23 protein-coding genes are annotated in these 24,307 nt (G+C 50.5%); 10 read left to right on the top strand and 13 right to left on the bottom strand.

Annotated elements, in window-relative coordinates; translation table 11 throughout:
- Position 1 precedes the first annotated feature (1 nt).
- Together CBP31_RS11380 and CBP31_RS11375 are read right to left on the bottom strand one after the other, a co-directional pair.
- Positions 2-565: a TRAP transporter small permease gene (locus CBP31_RS11380; RefSeq protein WP_087037359.1), complete on the bottom strand. Its 564-nt coding sequence runs from the start codon at positions 563-565 to the stop codon at positions 2-4.
- A 99-nt stretch (positions 566-664) separates the two neighbouring features.
- Positions 665-1,678 (bottom strand): TRAP transporter substrate-binding protein, encoded by a 1,014-nt coding sequence (locus CBP31_RS11375; RefSeq protein ID WP_087037357.1) that lies wholly within the window; start codon positions 1,676-1,678, stop codon positions 665-667.
- Positions 1,679-1,998: 320 nt separating this feature from the next.
- On the opposite strand from CBP31_RS11375, the gene pdxR reads away from it, so the two are divergent.
- Complete coding sequence (pdxR, locus tag CBP31_RS11370; RefSeq protein WP_087037355.1) at positions 1,999-3,465, top strand: MocR-like pyridoxine biosynthesis transcription factor PdxR; 1,467 nt, start codon at positions 1,999-2,001, stop codon at positions 3,463-3,465.
- A 6-nt stretch (positions 3,466-3,471) separates the two neighbouring features.
- Here pdxR and CBP31_RS11365 read toward each other — a convergent pair whose 3' ends face one another.
- The gene (locus tag CBP31_RS11365; RefSeq protein WP_087037354.1) at positions 3,472-4,917 is read right to left on the bottom strand and encodes an NAD(P)/FAD-dependent oxidoreductase; all 1,446 of its coding nucleotides are present in this window, start codon (positions 4,915-4,917) and stop codon (positions 3,472-3,474) included.
- A gap of 45 nt (positions 4,918-4,962) precedes the next feature.
- A complete protein-coding gene (locus tag CBP31_RS11360; RefSeq protein WP_087037352.1) occupies positions 4,963-5,346 on the bottom strand; it encodes a nuclear transport factor 2 family protein in 384 nt (127 codons plus the stop codon).
- A gap of 283 nt (positions 5,347-5,629) precedes the next feature.
- On the opposite strand from CBP31_RS11360, the gene CBP31_RS11355 reads away from it, so the two are divergent.
- The 4 genes from CBP31_RS11355 (at position 5,630) to CBP31_RS11340 (ending at position 9,138) form a co-directional block, all read left to right on the top strand.
- Positions 5,630-6,613: an AAA family ATPase gene (locus CBP31_RS11355; RefSeq protein ID WP_087037350.1), complete on the top strand. Its 984-nt coding sequence runs from the start codon at positions 5,630-5,632 to the stop codon at positions 6,611-6,613.
- Positions 6,610-8,346 (top strand): cobaltochelatase CobT-related protein, encoded by a 1,737-nt coding sequence (locus CBP31_RS11350; protein WP_087037348.1) that lies wholly within the window; start codon positions 6,610-6,612, stop codon positions 8,344-8,346. The genes CBP31_RS11355 and CBP31_RS11350 overlap by 4 nt, the downstream gene beginning before the upstream one ends.
- 68 nt (positions 8,347-8,414) lie before the next feature.
- Complete coding sequence (locus CBP31_RS11345; protein ID WP_087037346.1) at positions 8,415-8,768, top strand: Lin0512 family protein; 354 nt, start codon at positions 8,415-8,417, stop codon at positions 8,766-8,768.
- Complete coding sequence (locus tag CBP31_RS11340) at positions 8,761-9,138, top strand: Lin0512 family protein (protein WP_087037344.1); 378 nt, start codon at positions 8,761-8,763, stop codon at positions 9,136-9,138. The genes CBP31_RS11345 and CBP31_RS11340 overlap by 8 nt, the downstream gene beginning before the upstream one ends.
- A 476-nt stretch (positions 9,139-9,614) precedes the next feature.
- Here the strand turns inward: CBP31_RS11340 and CBP31_RS11335 are convergent, their stop codons facing one another.
- Positions 9,615-10,382 (bottom strand): sulfite exporter TauE/SafE family protein, encoded by a 768-nt coding sequence (locus tag CBP31_RS11335; RefSeq protein ID WP_087037342.1) that lies wholly within the window; start codon positions 10,380-10,382, stop codon positions 9,615-9,617.
- Between the two features lie 148 nt (positions 10,383-10,530).
- A complete protein-coding gene (gene xsc / locus CBP31_RS11330; RefSeq protein ID WP_227875013.1) occupies positions 10,531-12,366 on the bottom strand; it encodes a sulfoacetaldehyde acetyltransferase in 1,836 nt (611 codons plus the stop codon).
- A 193-nt stretch (positions 12,367-12,559) separates the two neighbouring features.
- On the opposite strand from xsc, the gene CBP31_RS11325 reads away from it, so the two are divergent.
- Complete coding sequence (locus CBP31_RS11325) at positions 12,560-13,360, top strand: IclR family transcriptional regulator (RefSeq protein ID WP_087037340.1); 801 nt, start codon at positions 12,560-12,562, stop codon at positions 13,358-13,360.
- Positions 13,361-13,776: 416 nt separating this feature from the next.
- On the opposite strand, the gene pbpG is transcribed toward CBP31_RS11325, so the two are convergent.
- Entirely contained in the window at positions 13,777-14,688 is a 912-nt protein-coding gene (gene pbpG, locus CBP31_RS11320; protein WP_265414953.1) for a D-alanyl-D-alanine endopeptidase, read from the bottom strand.
- A gap of 476 nt (positions 14,689-15,164) precedes the next feature.
- Between pbpG and CBP31_RS11315 the strand changes: the two genes are divergently transcribed.
- From CBP31_RS11315 to CBP31_RS11300, 4 genes are all read left to right on the top strand, one after another.
- The gene (locus CBP31_RS11315) at positions 15,165-16,514 is read left to right on the top strand and encodes a hypothetical protein (RefSeq protein ID WP_087037336.1); all 1,350 of its coding nucleotides are present in this window, start codon (positions 15,165-15,167) and stop codon (positions 16,512-16,514) included.
- Positions 16,515-16,538: 24 nt separating this feature from the next.
- Complete coding sequence (locus CBP31_RS11310; RefSeq protein WP_087037334.1) at positions 16,539-18,752, top strand: Ig-like domain-containing protein; 2,214 nt, start codon at positions 16,539-16,541, stop codon at positions 18,750-18,752.
- Positions 18,753-18,933: 181 nt separating this feature from the next.
- Positions 18,934-19,335, top strand: a complete 402-nt coding sequence (locus tag CBP31_RS11305) for a hypothetical protein (RefSeq protein ID WP_227875012.1) — start codon at positions 18,934-18,936, stop codon at positions 19,333-19,335.
- A 55-nt stretch (positions 19,336-19,390) separates the two neighbouring features.
- Complete coding sequence (locus tag CBP31_RS11300) at positions 19,391-20,713, top strand: curlin (protein WP_161492517.1); 1,323 nt, start codon at positions 19,391-19,393, stop codon at positions 20,711-20,713.
- Between the two features lie 409 nt (positions 20,714-21,122).
- Here CBP31_RS11300 and CBP31_RS11295 read toward each other — a convergent pair whose 3' ends face one another.
- Genes CBP31_RS11295 through CBP31_RS11270 form a run of 6 tightly spaced genes read right to left on the bottom strand, consistent with a single transcriptional unit; the run spans position 21,123 to position 24,299 of the window.
- Complete coding sequence (locus CBP31_RS11295) at positions 21,123-21,977, bottom strand: CsgG/HfaB family protein (protein ID WP_087037328.1); 855 nt, start codon at positions 21,975-21,977, stop codon at positions 21,123-21,125.
- A 40-nt stretch (positions 21,978-22,017) separates the two neighbouring features.
- Entirely contained in the window at positions 22,018-22,431 is a 414-nt protein-coding gene (locus CBP31_RS11290; protein WP_087037326.1) for a curli assembly protein CsgF, read from the bottom strand.
- Positions 22,428-22,928, bottom strand: coding sequence for a curli production assembly/transport protein CsgE (csgE, locus tag CBP31_RS11285; protein ID WP_227875011.1), 501 nt, complete (start codon positions 22,926-22,928; stop codon positions 22,428-22,430). Before csgE ends, CBP31_RS11290 begins: the two co-directional genes overlap by 4 nt.
- A 56-nt stretch (positions 22,929-22,984) precedes the next feature.
- A complete protein-coding gene (locus CBP31_RS11280; RefSeq protein ID WP_087037324.1) occupies positions 22,985-23,467 on the bottom strand; it encodes a type II secretion system protein in 483 nt (160 codons plus the stop codon).
- Complete coding sequence (locus tag CBP31_RS11275) at positions 23,454-23,822, bottom strand: type II secretion system protein (RefSeq protein ID WP_087037322.1); 369 nt, start codon at positions 23,820-23,822, stop codon at positions 23,454-23,456. The genes CBP31_RS11280 and CBP31_RS11275 overlap by 14 nt, the downstream gene beginning before the upstream one ends.
- Positions 23,823-23,825: 3 nt before the next feature.
- A complete protein-coding gene (locus CBP31_RS11270) occupies positions 23,826-24,299 on the bottom strand; it encodes a type II secretion system protein (RefSeq protein WP_087037320.1) in 474 nt (157 codons plus the stop codon).
- Positions 24,300-24,307 lie beyond the last annotated feature (8 nt).

The following is a 24,307-nucleotide window of genomic DNA, read 5'->3' as shown; positions in this document are numbered from 1 at the left end:
ATTATTTTTCTCCCATGGCCTGGTTGTTTTCACCTGCTTTTTCACCTTTGGTCATCTCTTCAAGGGCTTTGGCTTCAGGGTCGATAAGGTCTACCTTCTTCACAAAACGAAGGTAATTATTTTGAATAATGCGCAGCGTCATTGCGGTAAAAGCAATAGGCAGAATTAAGTAGAAGTATTTCATTGGAACGCCCATGGTTTGGGACTTCCAAAATAGGTTCATTTTATTGAAGACGAAGTCGTAACTTAGATAGACAAAAAATGCGTTAAAGCCGATCCAAATAAGATCTGTGAGTACGGCGCAAAAAACTTCTACCCAGGGCGGGAAAAATTTAAACTGGAAAGTAACTCGGTTATGGGCGGACATTTTTGTGGCATACACGGCGCCCAAATAAGCGAACCAAACAAACGCATAGGTCGCCAGTTCATCCCCCCACGGTATCGAATAGCTGAATATATTTCTCAGTACAATTTGGAGAAACAATAAAACAACAAAGACCACCAAGAGCAACTGACAAAGATAGCTCTCGATATTATCGATGAACTTGAACAGATTATTTTTCATACCTGCGACCACCTAAAGAAAAGACTCCCGTCGCAATTCCCAAGCCAACCTGATAGATCAGCTTGGGAAGCTGCAACGATTTTACGTGAGTTGTTGGGGTTACTTTTCTGGTGCCGGCTCACGGCCTAGAACTTGTAGAACTTCATCAAGCTTGTCTTTACCGCCAATGCTCTTATAAAAATCAGGCCAAATAGTAGAGGCTTTCGCGATCCACTCACTTTCATTATCGGCAGGCTCGGTAATCGTCATGCCATGATCTTCTACCAGACGCTTTTTGATCCCTTCTTCTTGAGCCAGTAAATAATCATAACTGTGATCAGTGGCAGCCTTACCGGCTTCAAGCACTGTGGTTTGCATGTCTGGACTCAGACTCTGAAACTTACCTTCACCTATTACGAGCGGCTCCAAAGAAAACACGTAGCAGCTATTGGTGATATATTTCTGAACTTCGTAGAACTTCATGGCATCAATGGTGATGTAGGGGTTGTCTTGGCCATGTACTACACCCTGTTGCAATGCAGTAAAGGTTTCAGACCAAGCCATTGGGTTAGGATTGACGTCCCATGCTTGATAAGAAGCAATCATAATCTCGTTCTTTGGCACTCGAATCACCATGCCTTTGAGATCTGCTGGGGATGCCACTGGCCTGACCGAGTTGGTCAGGCGACGACAACCTGAGTAAGCCCAGCCCACAATACGTACGCCAGCATCACGAATGGTATTTTCCGTCAGCTCTTTGCCAACATCACCTTGAGTCAGAAGTTTGGCATCTTCCGCTCCGTGAATAACGTAAGGTAAGGTCAAAACGCCTACCGTAGGCGAAAATGGAGTGATGTTATTGATGGCCAAAATAGACAAATCCAGCATACCCATGCTGGCATTATTGAGGGTATCTTGTTCACTACCAAGCTGGCCGTTAGGGAATAAGTTAACCTTGACCTTACCGTCAGTACGTTTTTTTAACTCCTCGGCAAAGCTTTCTCCAAGTTCATACTGGGTGCCACCCGCAGCATCACCAATGGCCATTTTCCAGGTTTCAGCCATAGCGTTGGCGCTTAGTGCCAAACAGGCCGCTGAAATAATGGCAGGAAGTGCTAATTTATATGTACGCATAGTTATAAATCCTGTTCTTGTTGTTGATGTGAGGGTTTAGCTCTACTACTGTCTCACCTGCTCTTTCCTTAGCTCGCTTACGTTACCTATGTTACCAATTAGTTTTAAATGTTTAATGGGTGTTAATTGCCGTTAACACATCCTTTTTACCCATTCTGGTGCTTAATCCATAGAGCCAACCAGCAACCATGTGTTGGGCCAGACCTATCCAGTTGCATAATATTTATCCCTTTTATGCCAAGTACTTATTTTTCATTAGCCTTAATCACTGTGTCATACTTGAGCGCCACCATATCCAACAAGAATAGGGCCCATGCACCATGCTCCTTTTTCATCTAGACCCTAATCTGACCGAAACTCTGCAACGCCAGTTACGCGAGAAAATTGCCAATGCCATTCTCGACGGGCAGATCCCTCTGGATAAAGCGCTGCCCTCCAGCCGCAAACTCGCTAATGAATTAAAAATTGCGCGTAACACCGTGGTTCTGGCCTACGAACAGTTACTTGATGACGGCTATCTGATTGCGAAAAGTCGCAGCGGTTATTTCGTCAATGCCGACATTCTGCAAGGTCACGCTGAAAAACAAATACGCCTTAACGATATTGATGCCAAGCCCATGTCGTGGGAGACACTATTAACGGTGCGTCCTTCATTGCAGCAAAATATTCGCAAACCCAAGGACTGGTATAATTACGACTACCCTTTCCTTTACGGCCAACTTGACCCAGCTTTGTTCCCGACCCAGCACTGGCGCGAGTGCAGCCGAGATTCCATGAATGTGCAGGCCATACGCAGCTGGTCGGTGGATCACTTTGATGAAGACGACCCGTTACTGATTGAACAGATCCGTACCCGACTGCTGCCAAGACGCGGAGTGTGGGCCAAACCGGAACAAATCCTGATTACGGTTGGCACCCAGCAAGCACTGTGGATGGTGGCGCAGCTATTACTCAAACCTGGCCGGCGTTTTGCTATGGAAAACCCCGGCTATGTAGACATGTATAATATTGCGAGCCTGTTGACCGAAGATATCCAATTACAGCCAGTGGATGACCAAGGAATGCAGATTGATGACTCTTTGTCTGAGTGCCAACTGGTTTATGTCACACCGAGTCACCAAAGCCCGACTACCGTCACCATGCCGCTAGAGCGCCGCAGGCAGCTATTGGATTTAGCAGAAAAAGATAACTTTCTAATTATTGAAGACGACTACAACAGCGAAATAAACTACGAGAGTAATCCCACCCCCGCGCTTAAAAGCTTAGACCGTCATGACAGGGTTATTTACGTGGGTAGTCTGTCAAAGACACTCGCACCTGGGCTACGCCTAGGCTATATGGTGGCGCACCCGAAATTGATCAGTGAAGTGCGTGCGATACGGCGTCTGATGCTGCGTCATCCGCCCACTAACAATCAGCGCACGCTGGCATTGTTTATTGAGCGCGGCTATCACGATGTCTTGTTACGCCAAATCCACCGCGCACTTAAACAACGCTGGGAGTGCATGAGCAAGGCTTTGCAAACCCATCTGCCCCAGTTCAGTACCCACTCGAATATCGGGGGTACTAGCTTCTGGCTGAAAGCGCCAGCAGATTTGGATTTTCGCAAGTTACAAGCGTTAGCCCGAAAACAGAGCATTTTGATTGAGTGTGGCGATATTCATCACTTTGATAAGTCGTGCAGTGCGCATTTACGACTCGGTTTTTCCGCCATACAGGCAGAAAAAATCGAGCCAGGCTTGGAACGCTTGGCTCGATTGGTACCGCTGGCGATGCGCGAACGCTAAGCCAATTTATGGTCGCTCGTCTTGGTGGCTGTACCAGCGATACAAGACGCTCTGACCCAATCGACGAAACGGCGCAAAGGCTTGTGACTCGACCATTTCCTTCACATTGGGGAAGGGTAGTTTAGAGTTGAAAATAGGCAGACTCATGTCTATTTTATCACCCGCAATCAGCTGGGCTAAACGCTTACCCGCCTGCGCCGAATACATAACACCGTTACCGCCGTAACCCAGTGCGTAATACACCGTTTCTTTCGGATTGGGTTGGAAAATTCGCGGCATCATATCGTGACTAACATCCACCCATCCCCACCACGAATAGTCGATCTTCACCCCCTTCAGTAACGGGAATTTACGATGCATATCGCTGATCAGCATATTCTTATACTTTTCCTGCGGAGCATCGCGGCCGGTAATGGCGCTACGACTGCCGATCTGTAAGCGATTGTCGGGTAACAACCGATAATAATGGCGTAAGATCCGAGTATCGGTAATCACCTGACGCGTGTGCATATTACAAGCTGCAATTTCTTCATCGGTCAGGGGACGGGTCACAATAGAATTAGATAACACGGGCAACAGGCGGTTTTTTAACTGGGAGTGCAAACCTTGAGAGGTGTAACCACCGGTCGCCATCCCCACTGAACGCGCTTTCACCACTCCCCCAGGCGTCGTCAAATAATGTACGCCGCCGCGCGTTTCCCAACTCTGCACCGGACTGGCAGGGTGAATTTTTACCCCCAACGCCCGCGCTTTTAAATGGTAGCCGAAGGCCAACTTACCGGCGTGAATGCCGATACCCTCGGGTTCATGCATGGCGCCGACCGCTTCTTGGTCGCCAAACCAATCACGCTTAACCGTATCACCATCCATAATCTGCGCATCGTAATTGAAGGTTTCACGCAGTAGTTTTGCTTCTTTTTCCAAGATTGGCATCTGTCGATCACGGTGCGCTATATATAAGTGCCCCCCGGGCTGCGGTTCACAATCAATATCTTTGATCAGCTCTTTAAAGGTGGCCATGCCATCAAGGCATTCTTGATGCAGCTTATGCGCAATATCCAAACCATAACGGTCAATCCACTGTGAACGCTTTAGCCGGCCTGTCGCACACTGTGCTTGTCCGCCATTACGGGTAGAACAACCCCAACTAGTACGATTCGCTTCCAACACAGTGGCTTTAATGCCGTAGTTTTCTGCTAAGAAAATGGCAGCCGTCAGCCCAGTAAAGCCGGCACCAACAATCACCACATCTACGTCCATATCACCCTGCACCGGACCGTCATCTGCGGGTGGCTCACCCGCAGTGCCAATCCAATAAGTCGGCGCATAGTCACGCCCCTGACCCGGATTCTCGCTTTTAAGCGGATCGTAAGTGGGATCGTAAGGCTTTAACGGCGCGGTGCGCTGTTCTGCATTTACACCGGCTTGATTGTTCAAATCTACAGTTTCCATGACCGTTTCCCTATGATCGAGTTGTTAAGCTTTAGAGCAAGATTCTCAAGCGTTAACAGGCGGGCGATTTTTGCGGAAAGCATTCTTAATGGCGATTTTTCCATCGCGAAACGTTAATACATCAATCATGCGCGCTTCGGTACGCAAGCCGTCTGCAGTGGTGCCTTTATAGGTGGTCTCCATAAAACCTTTGTCACCAATCACGTAGAACTCACCATCAACCCAGCAGGCGTCCGGCGCATTTTTCCACGCGGTAGAAAGACCTTGGCGCACCGCATCGGGGCCCACAAAGCTAGTACCATGCAACTCATTGCCGGCCACGCCGTTAAACACACAATCGTCGGTCATCATGTCTAACAGCGCATCAATATCATGACGGTTAAGGGCATCGCCGAAGGCTTGAAGAAAAGCAACAGTAGGTTGGCTCATAGTTAACTCCACTTAAAATAAATTGGTAATGATTGTTCGCGTCCTAAGACGTGGCAAATCCAGTGCAAACAAGTCTACGTCACCGTTTTTTTATTCATTAGTGCCAGTTACCACACATTGTTTGGGCCAAAAAATAACAATCTAGTAACCATTAACAACAAACTAGGCAACAGCATCACTTTAACTAAAAATGAAACATAACGTTCCACTTTTAATGCTTGCGCTGGTAAGTTAAGCTAAATTTATAAACAGATAACTCTGCGTTCGTCTCAAGGAGCAACACATGACAGATTTGCTAGGTAGCCAGCAGCCCGACACCCTACGCTCGGTACGTGAGCTCTTCGGTATCGACAGTGACTTAGAGGTACCGGCTTTCAGCGAGCGGAACGAGTATGTTCCTGATATTGACGAGGCCTATCGCTTTAACCCAGACGTTACCTTGGCTATTCTCGCGGGCTTTACCCGTAACCGCCGGGTCATGGTTCAGGGTCTACACGGCACCGGTAAATCCACTCATATCGAACAAGTCGCGGCGCGCTTAAACTGGCCTTGCTTACGAGTCAATCTAGACGGTCATATCAGTCGTCTTGATCTGGTTGGCAAAGATACAATAGTGGTCAGAGACGGCGTTCAGGTCACTGAATTCCAAGAAGGTATTGTGCCTTGGTCGCTGCAGCGCCCCATCGCGCTAATTTTTGATGAATACGACGCTGGCCGACCCGATGTGATGTTTGTTATTCAACGCATTCTGGAGCGTGATGGCAGCTTTTCGCTACTGGACCAAAACCGCGTCATTCAGCCGCACCCCAGCTTTCGTTTATTCGCCACCGCCAACACCGTCGGCCTGGGTAATATGTCCGGCATGTACCAAGGCACTCAGGTGCTAAACCATGCCCAAATTGACCGCTGGAATATTGTGGCAAAACTGGATTATCTGAGCGCCAAAGAAGAGGCGGCGATCGTACTGGCTCGGGTACCGGAAAAAAATACCGAACAAGGCCGTAAGCTGATTGATAGGATGGTGAGCGTGGCGGACTTAACGCGCAAAGGCTTTGCCGCCGGGGATATTTCCACGCTAATGTCGCCCCGTACCGTGATTACCTGGGCCGAAAACTGTGAGATTTTTCGTAACTCAGCGGTGGCCTTCAGGCTGTCATTCCTAAACAAATGCGACGATGCCGAGCGCCAGATTGTGGCCGAATATTATCAACGCTGCTTTGATGAAGAATTGGACGAGTCTTGGTTCAGGGAGTCACTTAGTATATGAGCAATCTAGCCCAGCAACAGGCCCGCCGCCAGCAACGGGTTGAAGAGCTGTGCGCCGCCTCAATACGAGCCCTTAGTGGCCACCCGGATCTGCACTTTCGTGGCAAAGTGTTGTATCAGGGCGAGCGCAGTCTCCCCATGCACGCGCCCCATCATCGCATCGATACCGCCGTCGCCTCTTTTGCCGATTGTCGTGCCGCAGCAGACGGCATGGCTTTGCGCCTGATGTACAGCGATGCCAAATTACATCAAACGCACTGCCCGCCCAAACCCGTTGCGCGGCTGGTGTTCGAGTTGTTAGAGCAATTGCGCGTCGAGGCATTAGTACCTGCACAGCTCACCGGCATAGCCGCCAACGTGGAAGATCGTTTTATGCGTTGGTCCCAAGACTTTCACCGCTCTGGCCACACCGAAAGCAGCAGCGGTATTCTTATATACACGGTCGCGCAAATGTGTTGGTCACGGCTTAATGCTCGCCAGGTGCTAGAGGAAACGGAAGATTTTATTGAAAGTACTCGTTTTTCGCTGGCTTCGTCGATGGGAACATCGCTATCAGGGCTGCGCCGCACTCGACATCAACAAGTGGACTTTATCCCCCACGCGCTGGCTATTGCCGAGCTGGTGGACGGTATTATAGAAGCCCAACGTGCCGAGCAAGGCGCAGACGATGACAACAGCAGCGACGAAGACCAAGACGCACAATCAAGCTTTGCCCTGCTATTAGATTTTGATCAGGACGGTGATGACAGCGACGGCTTTGCCACTGCCCGCAGTGGTGCCAGCAGAGCTTATGGCGAGAACCAACAGGGCTATCAGGTATATACTTCCGCTTACGATCGCGAAGTAAAAGCCACCAGTTTGATACGTGCGGCGCAACTGGAAGAATACCGTGAGCGCCTAGATAAAGGCATTAGTGAACAGGGCATAAATATCCAGCGGCTGGCACGCCAGCTTGCGGCGATATTAGCCACTCCCCAACGTGATGGCTGGCTATACGGCGAGGAAGAGGGCCGCATTGATGGTCGCCGCTTGGCACAACTGGTAAGCTCACCCACTGAACGGCGTCTATTTTATCAGGAGCGTCAACGCCCCGTTGCCGATTGCGTGGTCAGCATCTTGATTGACTGCTCAGGCTCCATGCGCCACCAAATTGAGCCCATCGCCATGCTGGCTGATTGCTTGATCCGCGCCCTAGATATGATAGGTGCCAGCAGCGAGCTGCTGGGCTTTACCACTAACACTTGGAATGGCGGTAAACCTTATAAAGAGTGGATGCGCCAAGGCCGACCACCCTATCCCGGCCGGCTCAATGAAACGTGCCACTTGGTGTTTAAAGAGGCCAATCGTGGCTGGCGTCGCTCTCGCCGTGATGTTGCAGCCCTACTCAAAGGCGATCTGTTTCGTGAAGGTGTTGATGGCGAGGCGGTAGACTGGGCCTGCAACCGTTTACTAGCGTGCAGTGAGGAGCGAAAAATCCTCATTGTGATTTCTGATGGCAGCCCAGCTGACAGCGCCACTAACCTAACCAACGACGCTTATTACCTTGATAACCACCTAAAAGAGGTGCTCGCCCGCCGCGAACGCCAAAATGAAATTTATATTTTGGGGCTAGGTGTAGGCCTAGATTTGAGCCCGTTTTATCGTCACTGTCTGGCCACCGATATGTCACAAGCGCTAGACAGTCATCTATTTGATGAAATCGTACAGTTGATTGGCCACCGTAAACGCCGTTAATAGCCCTTTGCTCGCGCATTTTCGGTGCAATCACACATCTAATACTGACTTACTAGAGGAACCATTTGATGGCAAAGACTCGTTTAGTGCACCAGTTTGGCATGGGCACCTCCATTCGCAGCCTCGATTACACCGAAGCCTGCGCCCGAGCTATTCGCGATGCGTTATGGCATAACTCTCTGAATGTCGCCGACGCTTTCGGCTTTCCTCGCGACGCCATGTTGATTGACGTTGAGCTCGGCGTACAACAACCTGAACAAGTGGACATTCAGGCGCTACTGGGCATCTTTCCCTATGGCAAACCACAAATCTCAGTGACCAAAGGCGGGTTAGATATCGACAAACCCGATGGCAGTGGTACCTGCGTCATCGCTAATGCTGCGATTATTGTTTCCTTCGATATGGAGCCCAATCATGACTGAACAACGCATTATTTTAGAGATGGGCAGTGGTAATTCGCTGTACCGAGAAGACTACACTGAAGCCGCTTGTCGTGCGGTACAGGATGCCTTACGCCACTCATCAATCGTGCTTTTCAAATCATTGGGCTATGAACACAGTCAGATGCGGGTACAAGTAACGATTGGCGTGCAACGACCCGATCAAGTAGACTGCGCCACCGTTGCCGCTACCCTGCCTCGCGGCCGTGCGGAAGTAACCGCGGTGCACGGTGGTCTGAATGTTCATGACCCTGATAACAACAATACCCACGTTATCGCTACCGCAGCGGTTGCCGCGTTTCTGCCGATTAAAGCGGGTGCATGGAAACTGTCGTCACCCAATAACGAATAATTCCCCTCAGAACGCCCCTAACGACTATCCCAATTAATATCACTGTTCTAATGGGCGGAGCCCTTCCGCCCTTATCAACTCTTACTACATGTCATACCAATCTAAGTAAGTATGTGTTCTGTTTACATTAAGCCAAAAATCATAGCGCCAAACCTAAAGAGCCATTTTGGCCACGCTTCTTTGTTTACGAGAGTCACGGACGCAGTTCACGTGCGACAAGTATTAACAGCAACAGCGCCGAACTCAAGACCAACACCGAACCTGCCCTATACCGTCTTACCGGACCCGTCCCGGTATCTGCTTTTACTTTAAAACCCTAAAACGAGATCCTGACTTTCGCCAGGATGACGGCGTAAAGATAAACGCCAGACCCGTCATTACTCTAAAAAGTACTTTCAGATCTGATTACTATTTTTCCGTGGGTTTCGCGGGCTTCGTTGCAAAAGACCTTGATCTGTTAGTTTTCCAGATTGGTATCAGCTAAATAAGCCGGCAACGATCAGTGACACACCAATTAGCATCAGTATTATAAATACCAAACGGCGCATGGTTGCTGCAGAGAATGGCGGCGGCCAATGCCGACCAATCCAAGTGGCCACCGCTATCACCGGGAATGCCCAAACCGTAAGCGTGAGAATATCCATATTCATTTCCCCTCGTCCCACCACAAACAGGGTACGTAACCCCGAGGTGACGGCAAACATCAGTATCAGGGTATTTCGAATACGAATAAGTTCTAGCGGCTGACGATAGTAGTGATAGATAAGCGGCGGCCCCGCAATGCCAAACAATCCCCCCAAGAAACCCGACAAGCCACCAAACAAGACAAAGCTAGCGCGACTCGCTACCTGTTCCTGACGATTGGCTTTAAGCAGTAACCCGCTGGCCGCATATAAAATCACCAACCCCAGCAGAATTTGTACCACAGTAGCGGCACCGTCACTCAAATAATCCAACAGCAGCACGCCAACGACGATGGTGGGTATGATACCCAAGGTTGTGGCACGCACTGATGGCCAGTGAACATGGTGCAAACGTCCGGGTAACGCCACCACGCAGTTGACAAGCGTCATCAAACTAATCACAGCGGCAACCGTCGCAACGGGCGCTATGCCCAGTCCACCCGCCAGCCCCATGACAATCATCCCTAAGCCAAAACCGGTCACGGTCTGAAAATAACCGGCGAAGCCTGCAATGATTAGAAATAACCAAGGTGCCTCAATAATGAAGTTTATCAATTTCATTCACTCCGATAGGCCGCGACGATTGCCGAGTGCGGTTGAGTATTTGTTTGCATGGTGTCCGCCTGTAGGGCCAATAACGCCAGCATAACCAAAAAACCCCCGGCATGCCGGGGGTAAGGAGAGTTATGATTTATGCAACAACCAAGTGTTATACGTAGTCTTGATACTTCTCAAGCAGGCGCACTGGCTTCTTCAGTGCGTCACGGCGGAAGGGGTCACCCAGCTCACGGGTACACATCACTTCGATGATCGTGGTTTTACCTTCGTTCATCTGCATGCTGACGGCTTTTTTCAGCGCCGGACCTACATCTTCTAAACGGTCAACGGTGATACCTTCCGCACCCATAGCGCGTGCAATTTCGGCAAAGCTTTGGTTGTCCAATTCACCGGCCACAAAGCGACGGTTGTAGAACTCAACCTGGTTCTTCTTCTCTGCTCCCCATTGGCGGTTGTGGAATACCACGACTGTTACTGGAATGTCATGACGTACTGCGGTCATCGTTTCCATCAAGCTCATGCCCCAAGCACCGTCACCGGTATAAGCAATCGCTGGACGCTCAGGAGCAGCAACTTTAGCGCCCATGATGGTTGGGAAAGCGTAACCACAGTTACCGAAGCTCATTGGTGCGAAGAAGCTGCGTGGCTTTTCGAAGCGCAGATAGCTATGAGCCACTGCGTTGATGTTACCAATATCGGTAGATACCATCACGTCTTCTGGCATTGCTTTTTCCAGCTCGCGCAATACTTGGCGCGGGTGCAGGTAAGTACCACCAGAGAACGGCGTTTCGCCTTTCGCTTCTTCGATAGCATCGAGGCTGAATGCATCAGTTTCGTGCGTCCACTCGTCCAGCTCTTTCTCCCAAGCGGCTTTTTCGCTAGCGATAAGGTCAGCACGTTCAGTACGGGTAGCATCACACACCAACTCACGCTCATTCAGACGCTCAGTCAAGGCTACCGCTGCATCTTTAGCATCACCACAAATACCGACTGCAATCTTCTTTACCAGACCGAGCATTTTATTATCGGCATCAATCTGGATGATTTTTGCATCCTTTGGCCAGTAGTCCATGCCGTGCTGCGGCAAGGTACCAAAGGGGCCAAGACGGGTACCCAATGCCAGAACTACGTCGGCCTTGGCCATCAATTTCATGCCGGCTTTAGAGCCTTGATAGCCTAAAGGGCCTGCCCATAATGGGTGACTAGCAGGGAAGGAGTCGTTGTGCTGGTAGCTGTTCACTACAGGAGCACCCAAACGCTCAGCTAATGCTTTACATTCTTCCATGCCATCAGCCATGACCACACCACCACCGGAAATAATAACCGGGAACTTAGCGTTAGCTAACAGCTCAGCGGCTTCATCCAGACTCTTGGCACCACCTGGACCACGGTCTAACCGTGCTGGCTTAGGAATTTCAGCTTCAATTTCACCGTAGAAGTAGTCACGAGGGATATTCAGCTGAGTGGGTCCAATTTCTGACATTGCACGGTCAAAACAACGACCTGTGTATTCTGCCATACGCGATGGATGGGTAACGTGACCTTGATATTTTACAAACTCTTGGAACATCGGCAGCTGGTTACACTCTTGGAAACCCCCTAAACCAATGCCCGTTGTTCCTGTTTCTGGCGTGATGATGACCACTGGGCTGTGTGCCCAAAAAGCAGCAGCAATACCAGTAACGCTGTTAGATACACCAGGGCCATTCTGGCCAATGAGGACACCGTGACGACCAGATACACGGGCATAACCGTCGGCCATGTGTGCCGAGCCTTGCTCGTGTACTACCGGAATCAAACGGATACCGGCTGGAGCGAAAATATCCATCGCATCCATAAAGGCCGAGCCCATGATACCGAACATATCGGTCACGCCGTTGGCAACCAGCGTTTCTACAAACGCTTCAGAAGGTGTCATCTTCTGCATGCCCTCAACTACTTGGCGGGTATCTGTTTTCTGACGGATTTCTGTGTTGTTAGTGCTCATGAGTTATCTCCAGGGTAGCCTCAAAGCCGATCGACCAAAGTTTCATTTTTTTGTTCGTTTCATTCCGAAAAGCGGAACGTGATTCAAACTTAACCTTATCCAAACCTAACGTCAACATAGATTTCACAAATTAGTACAAATTGCTTTGTTTTTTGAAATAAAACATAATCATTATCACAAAGAGGATGACACTATGATCAACACTAAAGCTGGTAGACACCGTTTAGAAGGCGGGACTCCCACCCAGCGCCTACTCGCGCTGTTAGAGGTAATTTCCGAGAAAGATCAATTTGTTACGCTGCAAGGACTGGTAGAAGAAACCGGTATCCCTAAGCCGACGCTGCACCGCATGCTGCAGCAGCTAGAAAGCTCTGGCATGTTGCAGCGAGAAGCCGACGGGCGGCACTACAGCCGCGGCGCGCGCTTACGCCGATTGGCAGAAAACCTGCTGTTAAACGACACCGTAGGTGGGGCGCGGCACGCCATACTGGCCTCGCTAGGGGAGGAAATAGGAGAAAGCTGCAACATTACCGCGCTATCCGGCGGCGAAGTGCTATATCTGGATCGGGTAGAAACCCCAGCGCCCCTGCGTTTTTATTTGCAACCCGGCTCACGAGTGCCCGTGCACTGCTCTGCCAGTGGCAAGCTGTTCTTAGCGCAAATGGCCCCAGCGCAACGTAAACGCTTGCTCGCCGATGTGCCATTGAAGAAGTTTACCCACAACACGCTCACTGATTTTAACGCGCTTGAGCTGGAAATTGAGGCAGTAAAGCAACAAGGCTATGCGTTTGACGACGAAGAGTTTTTGCCTGGATTGCTATGCATTGCAGTGCTGGCTTCTAACCCTAACGGTGTGTCTAATATCGGTGTGGCCATGCAAGCCCCCATCATGCGGGTGACACGAGAGCAAGCCCTAGCCTTTTTGCCCGCATTGCAACGGGCTGCAGAAGCCATTGCGGCCATCTGCCAAGACGGGGCCTCCACTAGCAGTTAGGTATGAGCGTATTGCCCTATTGGCTTGGAGCGAGAAACCCTAGGCTAAAATAGCGTAGTTTCAAAACCGACAGAAGAAGTGTCTGTGGCTATTATCGAGTCTTTTGTGTTGGTCGCATTCCCAGTGCTGGTGAAAATAGGCGGCAGCGCAGTTCGAACTGGCTACTCACCCTCTGGCTGCTTAGTCGCGGTTGGGTTTATACAAATCTCAATAAGAAAGTAATTTAGTTACAAAACCGTATCGAAGTCTTATCTTTTGTAGCTGCCGGTCTCTTTGGTAAAGAGGACTTCGACAGTCCTGCGTGGCAGAATAATATGATGAGTTAGTTATACAGAGTAGTATTAGCTAATTTACACGCCGTAACCCAAGGCTACACGCTTGCCGAGCAGCCATTGGAAGCTTTAGGGACGTTATATTTATCTGCCATTTGCCACAAAAGCCTGATTTTGGCGTTCCTGCTGCTTGGCTTTCTTGTAGTTAAGCGCCGCAGCCGGTACTGGCGTTACTGTGCCGGTTTCTAACCATCTTTTTAGACGATTAGCATCGGCCATATGAGTGTATTTGCCAAACGCATCCAGCACCACGAACGCGACAGGGCGCTGATTCATTTCGGTGCTCATCACTAAGCAGTGCCCTGCACTGTTAGTGAAACCGGTTTTACTCAGCGCAATATTCCAATTGTCCTTGCGGACCAAGCCATTAGTATTACGAAAACCCAGAGTGTAATTAGGGTTAGTAAAGGCGACGGTTTTCTCATCCATAGTGCTGAACATGCGGATCAGTGGATAGCTATTTGCCGCTTTGATCAGCAACACTAAATCATGGGCACTGGACACATTTTTTTCCGATAAACCCGTCGGTTCAACAAAGGCGCTATGCTGCATTCCCAGAGCGTGCGCCTTGTCATTCATGGCTTGAATAAATGCCGCATGCCCGCCACGGTAATGGTGCGCTAAACTAGCCGCAGCGCGGTTTTCTGACGCCATTAAGGTGATCAGCAATAAATCATGGCGACTCAGCTCGCTGCCAAGGCGGACTCGAGAAAATACCCCCTGCATCTCTGTGGTATCACTAATGACAATTGGCAGTTTTTCATCGAGGGACTGCTGCGCATCAATGGCAACCATAGCCGTCATTAATTTAGTCACAGAGGCAATGGGGGCCACAAAGTTTTCGTTGTTAGCGTAGAGAATTTCATTGGTTTTTAAATCCACCAGTAATGCGCTACCTGCGGCAAGATCTTGTTGGATAGCACTGCTTTTCAGTGATGTCGTTGCAGCATAACTGTGGCCGGTATAAGCGGAGCCAGCCAATAGACAAGTTGTCAAAACAGCAGTTTTAATTAAGTTAGAAATAATCACAGGCGGTACTCAAGATGAATGGTTTGCGCTGTTACACCTAGCTAACCTTCCCTGTCGCTAGCAACAATATGACCATATGATGACATACTCGTTGCTCTGCCCCTAGCTGTTGACGCTATTAAAGTACATGGCTCTTTAAGACCCAATAGATAAAAACACAATATGAGTCGAGCCTCTGCTCAATGAAGCCAAATTTAGTGGCTTAGTAATCATCAATACTCCCCCTTTCTCTTACACCCACTCCCCCAAAAAACCCAATACTGGGTATATTTCCCCAAAAATAAATTATCGTCACTACATATCCCCTTCACTAATGCCCAATCTTCGTGCTATTTGCACAAAAAAAATACTGGTATGGATATTGCTCCTTATGCTTGAACCCTCTTTGCAAGTGAGTCGGAAACAAGGATGAGGGACACCGTTCATGGCTGGAGGAAGAACAGATGCAAAAAACCACAGTTAGCACAGCAACTTCGCTGCTACTCGTTATGGTGGCGAGTCAGTCGGCGCAGGCGGCATTGAATGACGTAGATCCAGGTCCTTACCTGCAAGTAAACGGAGGCTTTGCAGCTTGGTATCAAGATACCCACGGGCGAGCACTCGACCTGTGCCTGTCCAAGGCAATCAGCTCACGCGCCCCGGGGGCCCCGGGCGCGCCCTCCTATATGTGTGGCCTGCTACCCGAACCGGGCTTCGATACTACCCAAGCGGTCAACTTTCCCACTAACTTTCCGGGTGAAGCCTTCTGGTTTACTGGGGACGCCAGCATAGTGGACGCCGCCTCGGGTATCGATTTAACCTACGTTTCGGCTCTGGAAGCCGCGTTTGCCGCCGAGGAAGTGGCTGAAGGGGATCAAGTCAGCTTTGCTCGTATTCGTATTCGGGTCGATGTACCCACCGCCGGTACTTACATAGTCACCCACCCTTACGGCGTCGAGATATTCGAGGTGGATGTAGCGGGTGGAAGGGCCATCAACATGACCCGCGATATCGGCATAGGCACGCCCCAAACCTATGACGGTGCCCTGACCGGTGATGTGGGACCTTTTCTGCGTAGCGTGAACGGCCCCTATAGTGAAACCAATCCGGTCACCGGCCTAGTTGAAAGCTTTATCGGTGATCCCAACTTGGAAGAAGAAGTCACTGGCAGCCCCTTCGATACCAACTTCATTCGCATTCAGGGCCCGGGAGGAATCGATTTACGCACTGACTTGTTCGCCGTGATGGGAAAACTGTCGACCATCAACCTGACCACCCCGGCCAAGGTCGAACGCGCCACCTACTCCCGCAAAAATGTAAACAGCGGCGTGGTTGCCCAGCAGGATGTGTTTCTGCAAGCCCCGCCACCACCGGCTAGCACCAGCTTTACTGACTCGGCCGATGTCAGCATAGAGATGACTGAAGCTAACGCCACCGGCAATTGGTATGGCCAATCGAGCACCAATCCCTCCACTCTGCCGGTCACCCTGAACCTGACCGCCGACAACCAGCTGGCCATCCCCAACAGCACGGCAGCAGCCGTCACGGCTCCCTTAGTCGATCTGGTGCAGATCCACAGTGCCACGTACAACCTGGCAACCAGCGAGATCACTATTACCGCCAGCAGCAGCGACGAAACGGCATCGCCGACACTGACCGTGTTCGGCAACGGTGACGAAATCGCAGAGCTCGTTGGAGCCGGGCCAATCAAGTCGCTCACCACCGACCTCGGGCCCATTCCGCCTGCCCAGATACGGGTGGTATCGGCCAACGGCGGCAGTGATCTCGAAGAAGTCATCATTATTCAGCCCTAAGTATCCAGTGAGCCAGGAGGCATCATGAACAAATGGACAAGAACAATCATCACACCCATAGGGCTGTTTGTCGCCACCGTTGGGCCGGCTCAGGCTGAGCTGTCGGTGGTGGCCCCAGGGCCCCATACGGCCATATCCGGCGGTTTTCCGCTCTGGTATCAGGACGAAAATGAAGTGCAGTTGGAGCTGTGCACATCCAAAGCCGTCAGCGGTGGCACTGCCAGTGCCTACATGTGTACCTTAAATCCAGAACCCGGGGTATTTGACGATGCCGACCCGCTGGTTTTCCCGGGAAACTGGCCCGGCGAGCTGTTCTGGTTTTTGGCCGAAACCTCCATCCCCGAAGGTGCAGTCCCCGGCTATGAGCTCGAGGTTTATGTTGCGGCACTGGAAGCAGCCTTCGCCGCAGAAACCCCCAAAGCAGGAGATCAAGTGGGCTTTGCCCGTATTCGTATCCGCGCCTCGGTGCCAGTGGCGGGTACCTACACTGTCACCCATCCTTACGGCGTCGAAACCTTCGTGGTAGACGCAGCCGATGTCGGCAGACGGGCTATCAATATGACCCGTGATATCGGTATCGGCACGCCTGGCGACTTCACCGGCGCTCTCGGGGGAGACATAGGCCCCTTCCTGCAAAGTCTGAGTGGCACCTATACCGAGACCAACCCGGAAACAGGGGTAACAGAAACCTTTATCGGTAACCCCAACCTGACCGAGGAAGTCACCGGCAGCCCCTTCGATACCAACTTTGTGCGCATCGATGGTCCGCCGGGGATAATTCAAAATAATGATTTTACCCTCTCCGGCAAGGTACGCGACTCGGTCCCCTCGTTACCACTGGAAATCGAGCGAGCCAGCTACCAACGCACTCAGACGCAAACGCAAATCGAAGTCTTCGCCAGCTCATCGGAAGATGCCGATGTCTGCTACCGCGAAACTCTGGCACTGGTGGGTGGCACATCTCCCTGTCAGACCGCTCTCATCCCTGATAATAACGGCCGCTTCTTCGTGCAGCAGCCCCCATCAGCTGAGTTGCCGTCCTTGATCGTGGTGACCGCCAGTTCGCCAAACGGCACACCCAGCTCCCTGTCCAGCGAGTTGATTGATATCGTCAAGATCAATAGCGCTACCTATTCGTGGGATGACAACACACTGCGCATAGAGGCGACATCAAGCGATGAAACTCAAGTACCGGATCTGGTGGCCACCGGCTTCGGTAGGTTGAGCAAATCTTCTAACCTGCAGACGCTGACCATACCTGATTTGAGCCAGCCTCCTGCCAGCATCAGAGTACAGTCCGCCGCTGGCGGCTCGGATATTGAGATGGTTACTGTGACAGGTGACGCTCCTGATACACCCGATAATCAGTTACCCCTGGCTCAAGCGGACAGTGGTACCACTACTGTGGGCGTACCGCTAACACTGCAGTTGCTGGCTAACGATAGCGATCCCGATGGTGATACCCCGCTCAGCATAGTGCAACTGACCCAACCGGCCGTCGGACAAGGCAGTGTCGCGCTGAATGGCAGCACTTCTGTGGTCTATACACCACCGACTACCACCAACAACGCCCCATTGGTCGCGACCTTTACCTATCGTGCGCAAGATAGCCGCGGCGGTCTCTCTGAGCCGGCAACCGTCACTGTCACCGTGGGGGCAAACCAAGCCCCGATAGCGGTAAACGACGACGCCGCAACATTGGGCATTCCACTTACCATCTCGGTATTAGCTAATGACAGCGATCCAGAAGGCAACACACCGCTTACGGTGGTCAACCTGACACAGCCAACTACGGGGCAAGGTACAGTCTCTACCGACGGCACTACAGTGTCTTATACCCCTCCAACCTCGGTTACCAGCGCGTTTACCGCTAGCTTCACCTATCAAGCGCAAGATTCGCTAGGCGCTCAATCGGCACCGGCTACCGTCACCGTATCGGTATCACCACCACCGAATACGGCTGAAACGCTGACAGTGACCGATGCAGAGGCGAGAGGAAGACGAAATAGGCTCACTTGGAGCATTCAAGGCCAAACCTCGTTAGCAACAGGCAATACCATTACCGTCGAAGTATCGAGTATTGATGGCCCCGTCATTTTGGGTACAACAACACCAACTCCAACAGGAAATTGGCGGCTGGCAGCTCGGACCGATGATTTGGTGCTGACCGCTAATCCCACTGCCACCATAAGGTCGGCCTTCGGTACCGTCACTACGGTCCCAGTGAACGTTCAATAGCCTGTTCCCTGTCTTTGCAAGGTTGCAAAGACAGGTTTTACTACAAGGAAAGTAGGCAGAAATAAAAATCAGAAGGATCTGACTCATGCTACGACTATCTGATTGGCGGCATCATTATACCAGGATTACGCTGGTTCTCTGTCTAGGCTTGATCAGCGCTCCGTCGCAGGCGGCTGATTTAATGAACAATTTTGATTTGGTTGAACAGACCAACTTACTGATGCCAGAAGGGCTCGAGTTCAGCAGCACTACAACGGCACAGTTGGCAGTGCGCCAAGTAGGTCAAAACAATTTAGCGTTGCTAAACCAATCGGGCCAATCCCTGCTGGGGAGCATAGTTCAGGTTGGCACTGACCAAGAAGCTTATATCTTGCAACAAGGAGGGAATCAAATGGCAATTATCGATCAGTCTGGGTATGGCAATTCAGCCTTAATTTCACAATCGGGTGCAGATAACCAAGCGGTGATAATACAAGCTGGTATCAACAACCGCGCCCGTATCGAGCAGTTCGGAGTGGGGCTGCGAGGCAGCATTACGCAATACGGTAATAACCAAAATGTGCAGGTTAACCAGTATCAATAGTAGCAACTGCGCTCATTTGTCAGGGACGCAAATAATACTTTCAGGAGATAATACCATGTTGAATATAACCCAGCTCAAAATCACACCTATCGCGGCCGCTATAATGACACTGCTTAGCGTCCAGGCTCTCGCTAACGACAGTACATCTAACCAGAACCAATATGGTGTTGGCAACATTGGCCTTGTTACACAGAGCTTAGCCAGCTTCAGTACAGCTACCCAGACACAAAATGGTACGACTAACTATGCAGGTGTCGAGCAGATAGACGACATGAATAGTAACTCATTACAAAATCAGTCAGGAACGCTAAACGCAGTTCTTAGCGTCCAACGAGGCAGCGATACGGGCTCGTCTTCGCAAACTCAGGCAGGTTACGATAACGATGCACGGAGCTGGCAACAAGATCAGGTGAGCAGCTACGCCACTGCCGAACAATATGGTAATAGTAACGACACTTCCATTTATCAGGAGCAGACCGCAGCCAGCAATGCTTACATACACCAAAGTGGTAATAGCAACCGAGCGGCGACGTATCAAAAATATGAAAACAGCAACATTAATCTGCAACAATCTGGTGAATACAACGACGCCTATGTTGAGCAGTATGATGGCATCGATAACAACGCCAATATAGTACAGTCAGGTATCGATAACTATGCGGAAACCTGGCAGGAGGAACAGCTGGCCAGCGTCTCATACATCAACCAGCAAGGTGTATATAACGATGCTATCGTTGACCAGCTGGTCGGTGAGAATAATCTAGCGACCATCTGGCAAAGTGGCGGTCAAAACGGTGCGCTAGTCGAACAATTCGATGCTACAGGAATGAACGCTTACGTTAGTCAAAACGGCAGTCTCAACCTCAGTTATATTCAACAAGAAGGTGTGAACCATAACCTGACCATTACCTCGAACGGCACTGGTAACGAGCTTTATGCTGGTACCGAGTATGATACCAATCAGGGAGGCCAGTATGGTATTAACCAAACAGCCAGCCTGACCCAGAACGGGGTTGATAACAAAATAAATCTCAGCCAGACCGGCAGCTATAACGAATTGTATTTCACCCAAAATGGCACAGGTAATACGCTGACTTCCAAGCAACAGGATGGCGGTAACCTTGCCTCGGGTTACAGCGTCGGTACCGATAACAGCGTGGACCTAGCTCAGTCAGGTAGCGATAATATTGCTTGGGTTGAGCAGCAATATGGCGATAACAACCTATCTCAGATCTCTCAATCTGACAGTAACAACTACGCATCCACCGTTCAGGGCGGTTCCGGCAACCAAGCCTATATCACCCAGTCTGGCTACAACCAAGCCGCCTACATTACCCAATACGGTAGTGGTAACCTGGCAACCAGCAACCAAAACTAAGAAAACTCTTACTTTACGCCGTCCTGAAGGGCGGCGTTTTTTATGTCGGATTTATTGCAGGAGGTAAAGCTTGGTCTTCCTTCTTGCTCTCCACCGCTAGTTATACCAACAGTTCCCCCTGTAAGATGTCACACAACTTGACCCAAGTTGGCTTCAGCTCAGCTGGTGTTTTAAGGAAATAGCCTGCAGGTACGCTACCCACTCCCCCCTACTGGAATACAACAACTAGGGACAAAGCGCGTTAGTTCCGATAGTTATATCTACTCAGAATGGAACGTCAGCTCGCGTACATCGATGACACCACGGCGCAAAAAGAAGCCTGAAACTCATCTAATCGCATTAAAGTTAGCCATGAATGCCGTACCTTACATACTACATACATGGCTATCGTCTCAGTGAAGGGCTCTTGTTAGATACGTGTGGGGGACATTGGCATTTCACGGAGATATTTGGGTAACGATGATTGCTCAAAGCTGCTTTCGTCACCCGCTTGCCACAACCGCTGTTCGATGCCCTGCGCCACTAAATGAGCAACCGCAGACTCTATCGCCGACAGCACACAGAGTTGCGCCGGTTCATTAGTGGTGTAACCTACTTCGGCTTCCAATAGCTCTTTGAACTCGATAAATTTGAACACGCCCGCTTGGCGCCCTACCGAATAAATGGTTTTACTGGTCATTACATTAGCCAGCATCCGGCCACTGCGCACATCCACAGCCCGCAGATTAACCGTAACCTGATCTACTCGATATTCATGAGAAATGCTGATCCCCAGATATGCCGCGCCTTCTCCGCCACTGCGCACGTTGGTATCGTAAGCGACAATACCGCCTTCCAGCAGTATATTAGCGGCTTGCAGAGGTGGCAGTTCATCCTGAATATTAACCGGCGTGTTGGGCTTACTCTGAGAGGCGCGGATGATCTTGCGCTCGGTAAGTACGTTCTGCAGTCCTTCTCGCTCCAACACGTGAAACCAGCCACTGGCTTGCATCGCATCCATGAGCATACTGGCTGCACCTTGGGTCACACTGGTAGAGAAAGAGCTGGCCGGTGTCGGTTTGTACTGACCAGTCTGATCACGAAAGCCATAGACAGCTGCTACTAACCGCCCTTTAGGTTTGGGTAGTGCCAATAAATCATAATAGGTCGACGCTCGGGGCGTTAACGTCGGCATTTCCGGCTCTATTTCTGCCGGCATCGGCTCACGCAATGCACATCCGGATAACGCCACTGATACTAGAGTCAGTATAATAAATTTGTTCATGGGCTCGACATCCTTGTGGGGTCTTGAACAGCCAGTAGACTTAGAAACTGTCAACGATAATTTCCGACACTTCACCGGTTAGCCTGTCAGTAATGACAATTGTCAAGACACCGTCATTATCCTGAAGGTTGATGGTAAACGCATCAGTGGTCAGGCTGCCGGTCTGGCCAGTCTGAATATTAGTCAACAACTGCGATAACAAACGGGACTCCAGCTGAGAGGTAAAGCGCTCTAGTGCCGTAGGCGTATTATTTCTCACTCTGTCTTCTAGATCTGGGTCTTTGTACTTATTCTGGGCTTGAGCATTACCCAGTAAAAAAGAGCCGTTTAAAGGACTCCCGCCAAAGGTGGGATTGATGGGTGTGTAAACCAACTCGCTGGCCTGAATGGCGCTCGTAAAAAAACTGGCGGCTAGCCAAAGACCGACAGAAGTAAATGTCATGTTTGCCTTCATAATTCATCCCTCTCCAAATCGAATGTATCCTGAAACATATTTTCTAGCTTCTGCCGCGCCACTTCATCACGTATTAGATCCGCCGCTTCATGAGCAACCGACTGCAACTGCGAAGTATTAGGAGCCAGAAAATTACGATAAAGCGTGCGCCCTTCATACTCCACCCACACCAAGCTCCCCCAACGCGCTGAGGGTCGTTCACGTACCACCAGATTAAAGTCCATTTGACTCGTATCTCGTAAACGTTCAGTAAAATAACGATAAAATTCATGACCTACACGGGAGATGCTGTTATCGACGATGAATCCCATCATCTCGTCTTCATTTGCGCTAACCCCACTCGATAGCAGCATCAACATTACTCCCATGAGCACGGTTCGGCTTCCTTTGCGCATGACACCCTTTTTCTTCCCTCTGTACCCCACCGCAATGCCAAGGCAAGCCCCACGGTCCTGTACGCTGAAAGCTTCTGACTTGCTGCACGCCTGACGCTCCATCTTGCTCTCCCTAAATGATAAATTGACATTCCATTGCCCAATCCTGCAGTGCTATTTCAGTGCGTTAAAAACGATTTTTCCGCAACAAACTGCCAATCCCGATAGCTGTTCATATGCTCGAATTCACTCCATTGAGCGGGAAAGTGAGCCTGCATTAACGGCTTGGTCTGTAAGCGGCTATACACGCCGGCAATACGACCATCCACAGATAGAATCAATCCCCAGTCATGGCTGCCGGTCATGGGATCCGGATAGAGGCGGCGCAGGTGGCGATGAACTTGGGGAAATCGAGGATCCTCCAATAAATCTTCTAACCGTTGTGGGTACAGAGCCACCCCCGGCGAGCTGCGATAATAGCTACGCAACGCCTGCGCGTACTGAGTGCCCACCCAAAGTAACTCCCGTTCTTTGGCACGCAAGCTACCCAGTGACCAGAGCTGTCCGGTTCCTGCCAGTGCCAACCCCATCAATACCACCAGAAATAGCACTCCTATATAGGTAAACCCCTGTTGTGTGCCAGAGCCATTACCAATGTGCATACTGACTTCCATCCCGGGCTTGGCCGGGGGCGCCACTTTTAATATCCCACACTCCATCACCTTCCGGCGGGGGCACTATCACCCACAAATCACTGCGTTCGGTAATAGGATCCTGCGGTAACTTGCGTAGATAACGCTGTTCCACCAATTGCTCTATCGAGTCTGGATAACGGCCAGTGTCACCATAATATTGATCGAGCGCCTCGCGCATTACAGATAAGCTTTGACGGAGCGTGGTCTCCTTCGCCTTTTCCAGACTGGTGAAATAACGCGGCCCTGCCACAGTCAGCAGCATGGCGATAATGCCCATCACCACCAGCAGTTCAATCAATGTAAAACCTCGGCTTCGTTTCATAAGTCACCATGCCCGATAAGGAACACCATTGAGCCCTTGCCCCCGAGCCAATGAATACACATCAAAGACATCATCTCCAGATCTGGGATCTTCTGCTGGGCTATCATAGGCACGCAGCCCCCAGTGTTCGGTTACTTGTCGTTGCTGATCAGCAAAAGGATCTCTCGGTATGCGCCGTAAAAAATATATTTTCCCACCTTTGACATCTCGCACATCTCGTACGCCTTCCACCAATATTTGCAGAGAGGGCGGATAACCACTTTCATTCGCCGCCGTTTGGATATGCCCCGCCGTTGCCGCCATCTTGTAGGCATCAATGGCATCACGCAGCTGATATAAGGCCGTTCTCAACTCCTGCTCGTGGCCACGACGGATCACAGTTTCTGTCATAGGTAACGCCATGCTGGCAATCAACGCGACCAGTGCCATGGTAATCACCATTTCAATCAGTGAAAAACCTCTCGATCCCTGTGACATAACGCCTC

This window comes from Oceanisphaera profunda (assembly GCF_002157895.1).
Taxonomy (GTDB): domain Bacteria; phylum Pseudomonadota; class Gammaproteobacteria; order Enterobacterales; family Aeromonadaceae; genus Oceanimonas; species Oceanimonas profunda.
Note: the sequence above shows the minus strand (reverse complement) of the source record. Positions and strands in the feature narration are given on the sequence as shown.

Coding starts and splice junctions, on each gene's coding strand:
- CBP31_RS11380 (WP_087037359.1), bottom strand. CDS start 565: ATGAAAAATAATCTGTTCAAGTTCATCGATAATATCGAGAGCTATCTT.
- CBP31_RS11375 (WP_087037357.1), bottom strand. CDS start 1,678: ATGCGTACATATAAATTAGCACTTCCTGCCATTATTTCAGCGGCCTGT.
- pdxR (WP_087037355.1), top strand. CDS start 1,999: ATGCTCCTTTTTCATCTAGACCCTAATCTGACCGAAACTCTGCAACGC.
- CBP31_RS11365 (WP_087037354.1), bottom strand. CDS start 4,917: ATGGAAACTGTAGATTTGAACAATCAAGCCGGTGTAAATGCAGAACAG.
- CBP31_RS11360 (WP_087037352.1), bottom strand. CDS start 5,346: ATGAGCCAACCTACTGTTGCTTTTCTTCAAGCCTTCGGCGATGCCCTT.
- CBP31_RS11355 (WP_087037350.1), top strand. CDS start 5,630: ATGACAGATTTGCTAGGTAGCCAGCAGCCCGACACCCTACGCTCGGTA.
- CBP31_RS11350 (WP_087037348.1), top strand. CDS start 6,610: ATGAGCAATCTAGCCCAGCAACAGGCCCGCCGCCAGCAACGGGTTGAA.
- CBP31_RS11345 (WP_087037346.1), top strand. CDS start 8,415: ATGGCAAAGACTCGTTTAGTGCACCAGTTTGGCATGGGCACCTCCATT.
- CBP31_RS11340 (WP_087037344.1), top strand. CDS start 8,761: ATGACTGAACAACGCATTATTTTAGAGATGGGCAGTGGTAATTCGCTG.
- CBP31_RS11335 (WP_087037342.1), bottom strand. CDS start 10,382: ATGAAATTGATAAACTTCATTATTGAGGCACCTTGGTTATTTCTAATC.
- xsc (WP_227875013.1), bottom strand. CDS start 12,366: ATGAGCACTAACAACACAGAAATCCGTCAGAAAACAGATACCCGCCAA.
- CBP31_RS11325 (WP_087037340.1), top strand. CDS start 12,560: ATGATCAACACTAAAGCTGGTAGACACCGTTTAGAAGGCGGGACTCCC.
- CBP31_RS11315 (WP_087037336.1), top strand. CDS start 15,165: ATGCAAAAAACCACAGTTAGCACAGCAACTTCGCTGCTACTCGTTATG.
- CBP31_RS11310 (WP_087037334.1), top strand. CDS start 16,539: ATGAACAAATGGACAAGAACAATCATCACACCCATAGGGCTGTTTGTC.
- CBP31_RS11305 (WP_227875012.1), top strand. CDS start 18,934: ATGAACAATTTTGATTTGGTTGAACAGACCAACTTACTGATGCCAGAA.
- CBP31_RS11300 (WP_161492517.1), top strand. CDS start 19,391: ATGTTGAATATAACCCAGCTCAAAATCACACCTATCGCGGCCGCTATA.
- CBP31_RS11295 (WP_087037328.1), bottom strand. CDS start 21,977: ATGAACAAATTTATTATACTGACTCTAGTATCAGTGGCGTTATCCGGA.
- CBP31_RS11290 (WP_087037326.1), bottom strand. CDS start 22,431: ATGAAGGCAAACATGACATTTACTTCTGTCGGTCTTTGGCTAGCCGCC.
- csgE (WP_227875011.1), bottom strand. CDS start 22,928: ATGGAGCGTCAGGCGTGCAGCAAGTCAGAAGCTTTCAGCGTACAGGAC.
- CBP31_RS11280 (WP_087037324.1), bottom strand. CDS start 23,467: ATGCACATTGGTAATGGCTCTGGCACACAACAGGGGTTTACCTATATA.
- CBP31_RS11275 (WP_087037322.1), bottom strand. CDS start 23,822: ATGAAACGAAGCCGAGGTTTTACATTGATTGAACTGCTGGTGGTGATG.
- CBP31_RS11270 (WP_087037320.1), bottom strand. CDS start 24,299: ATGTCACAGGGATCGAGAGGTTTTTCACTGATTGAAATGGTGATTACC.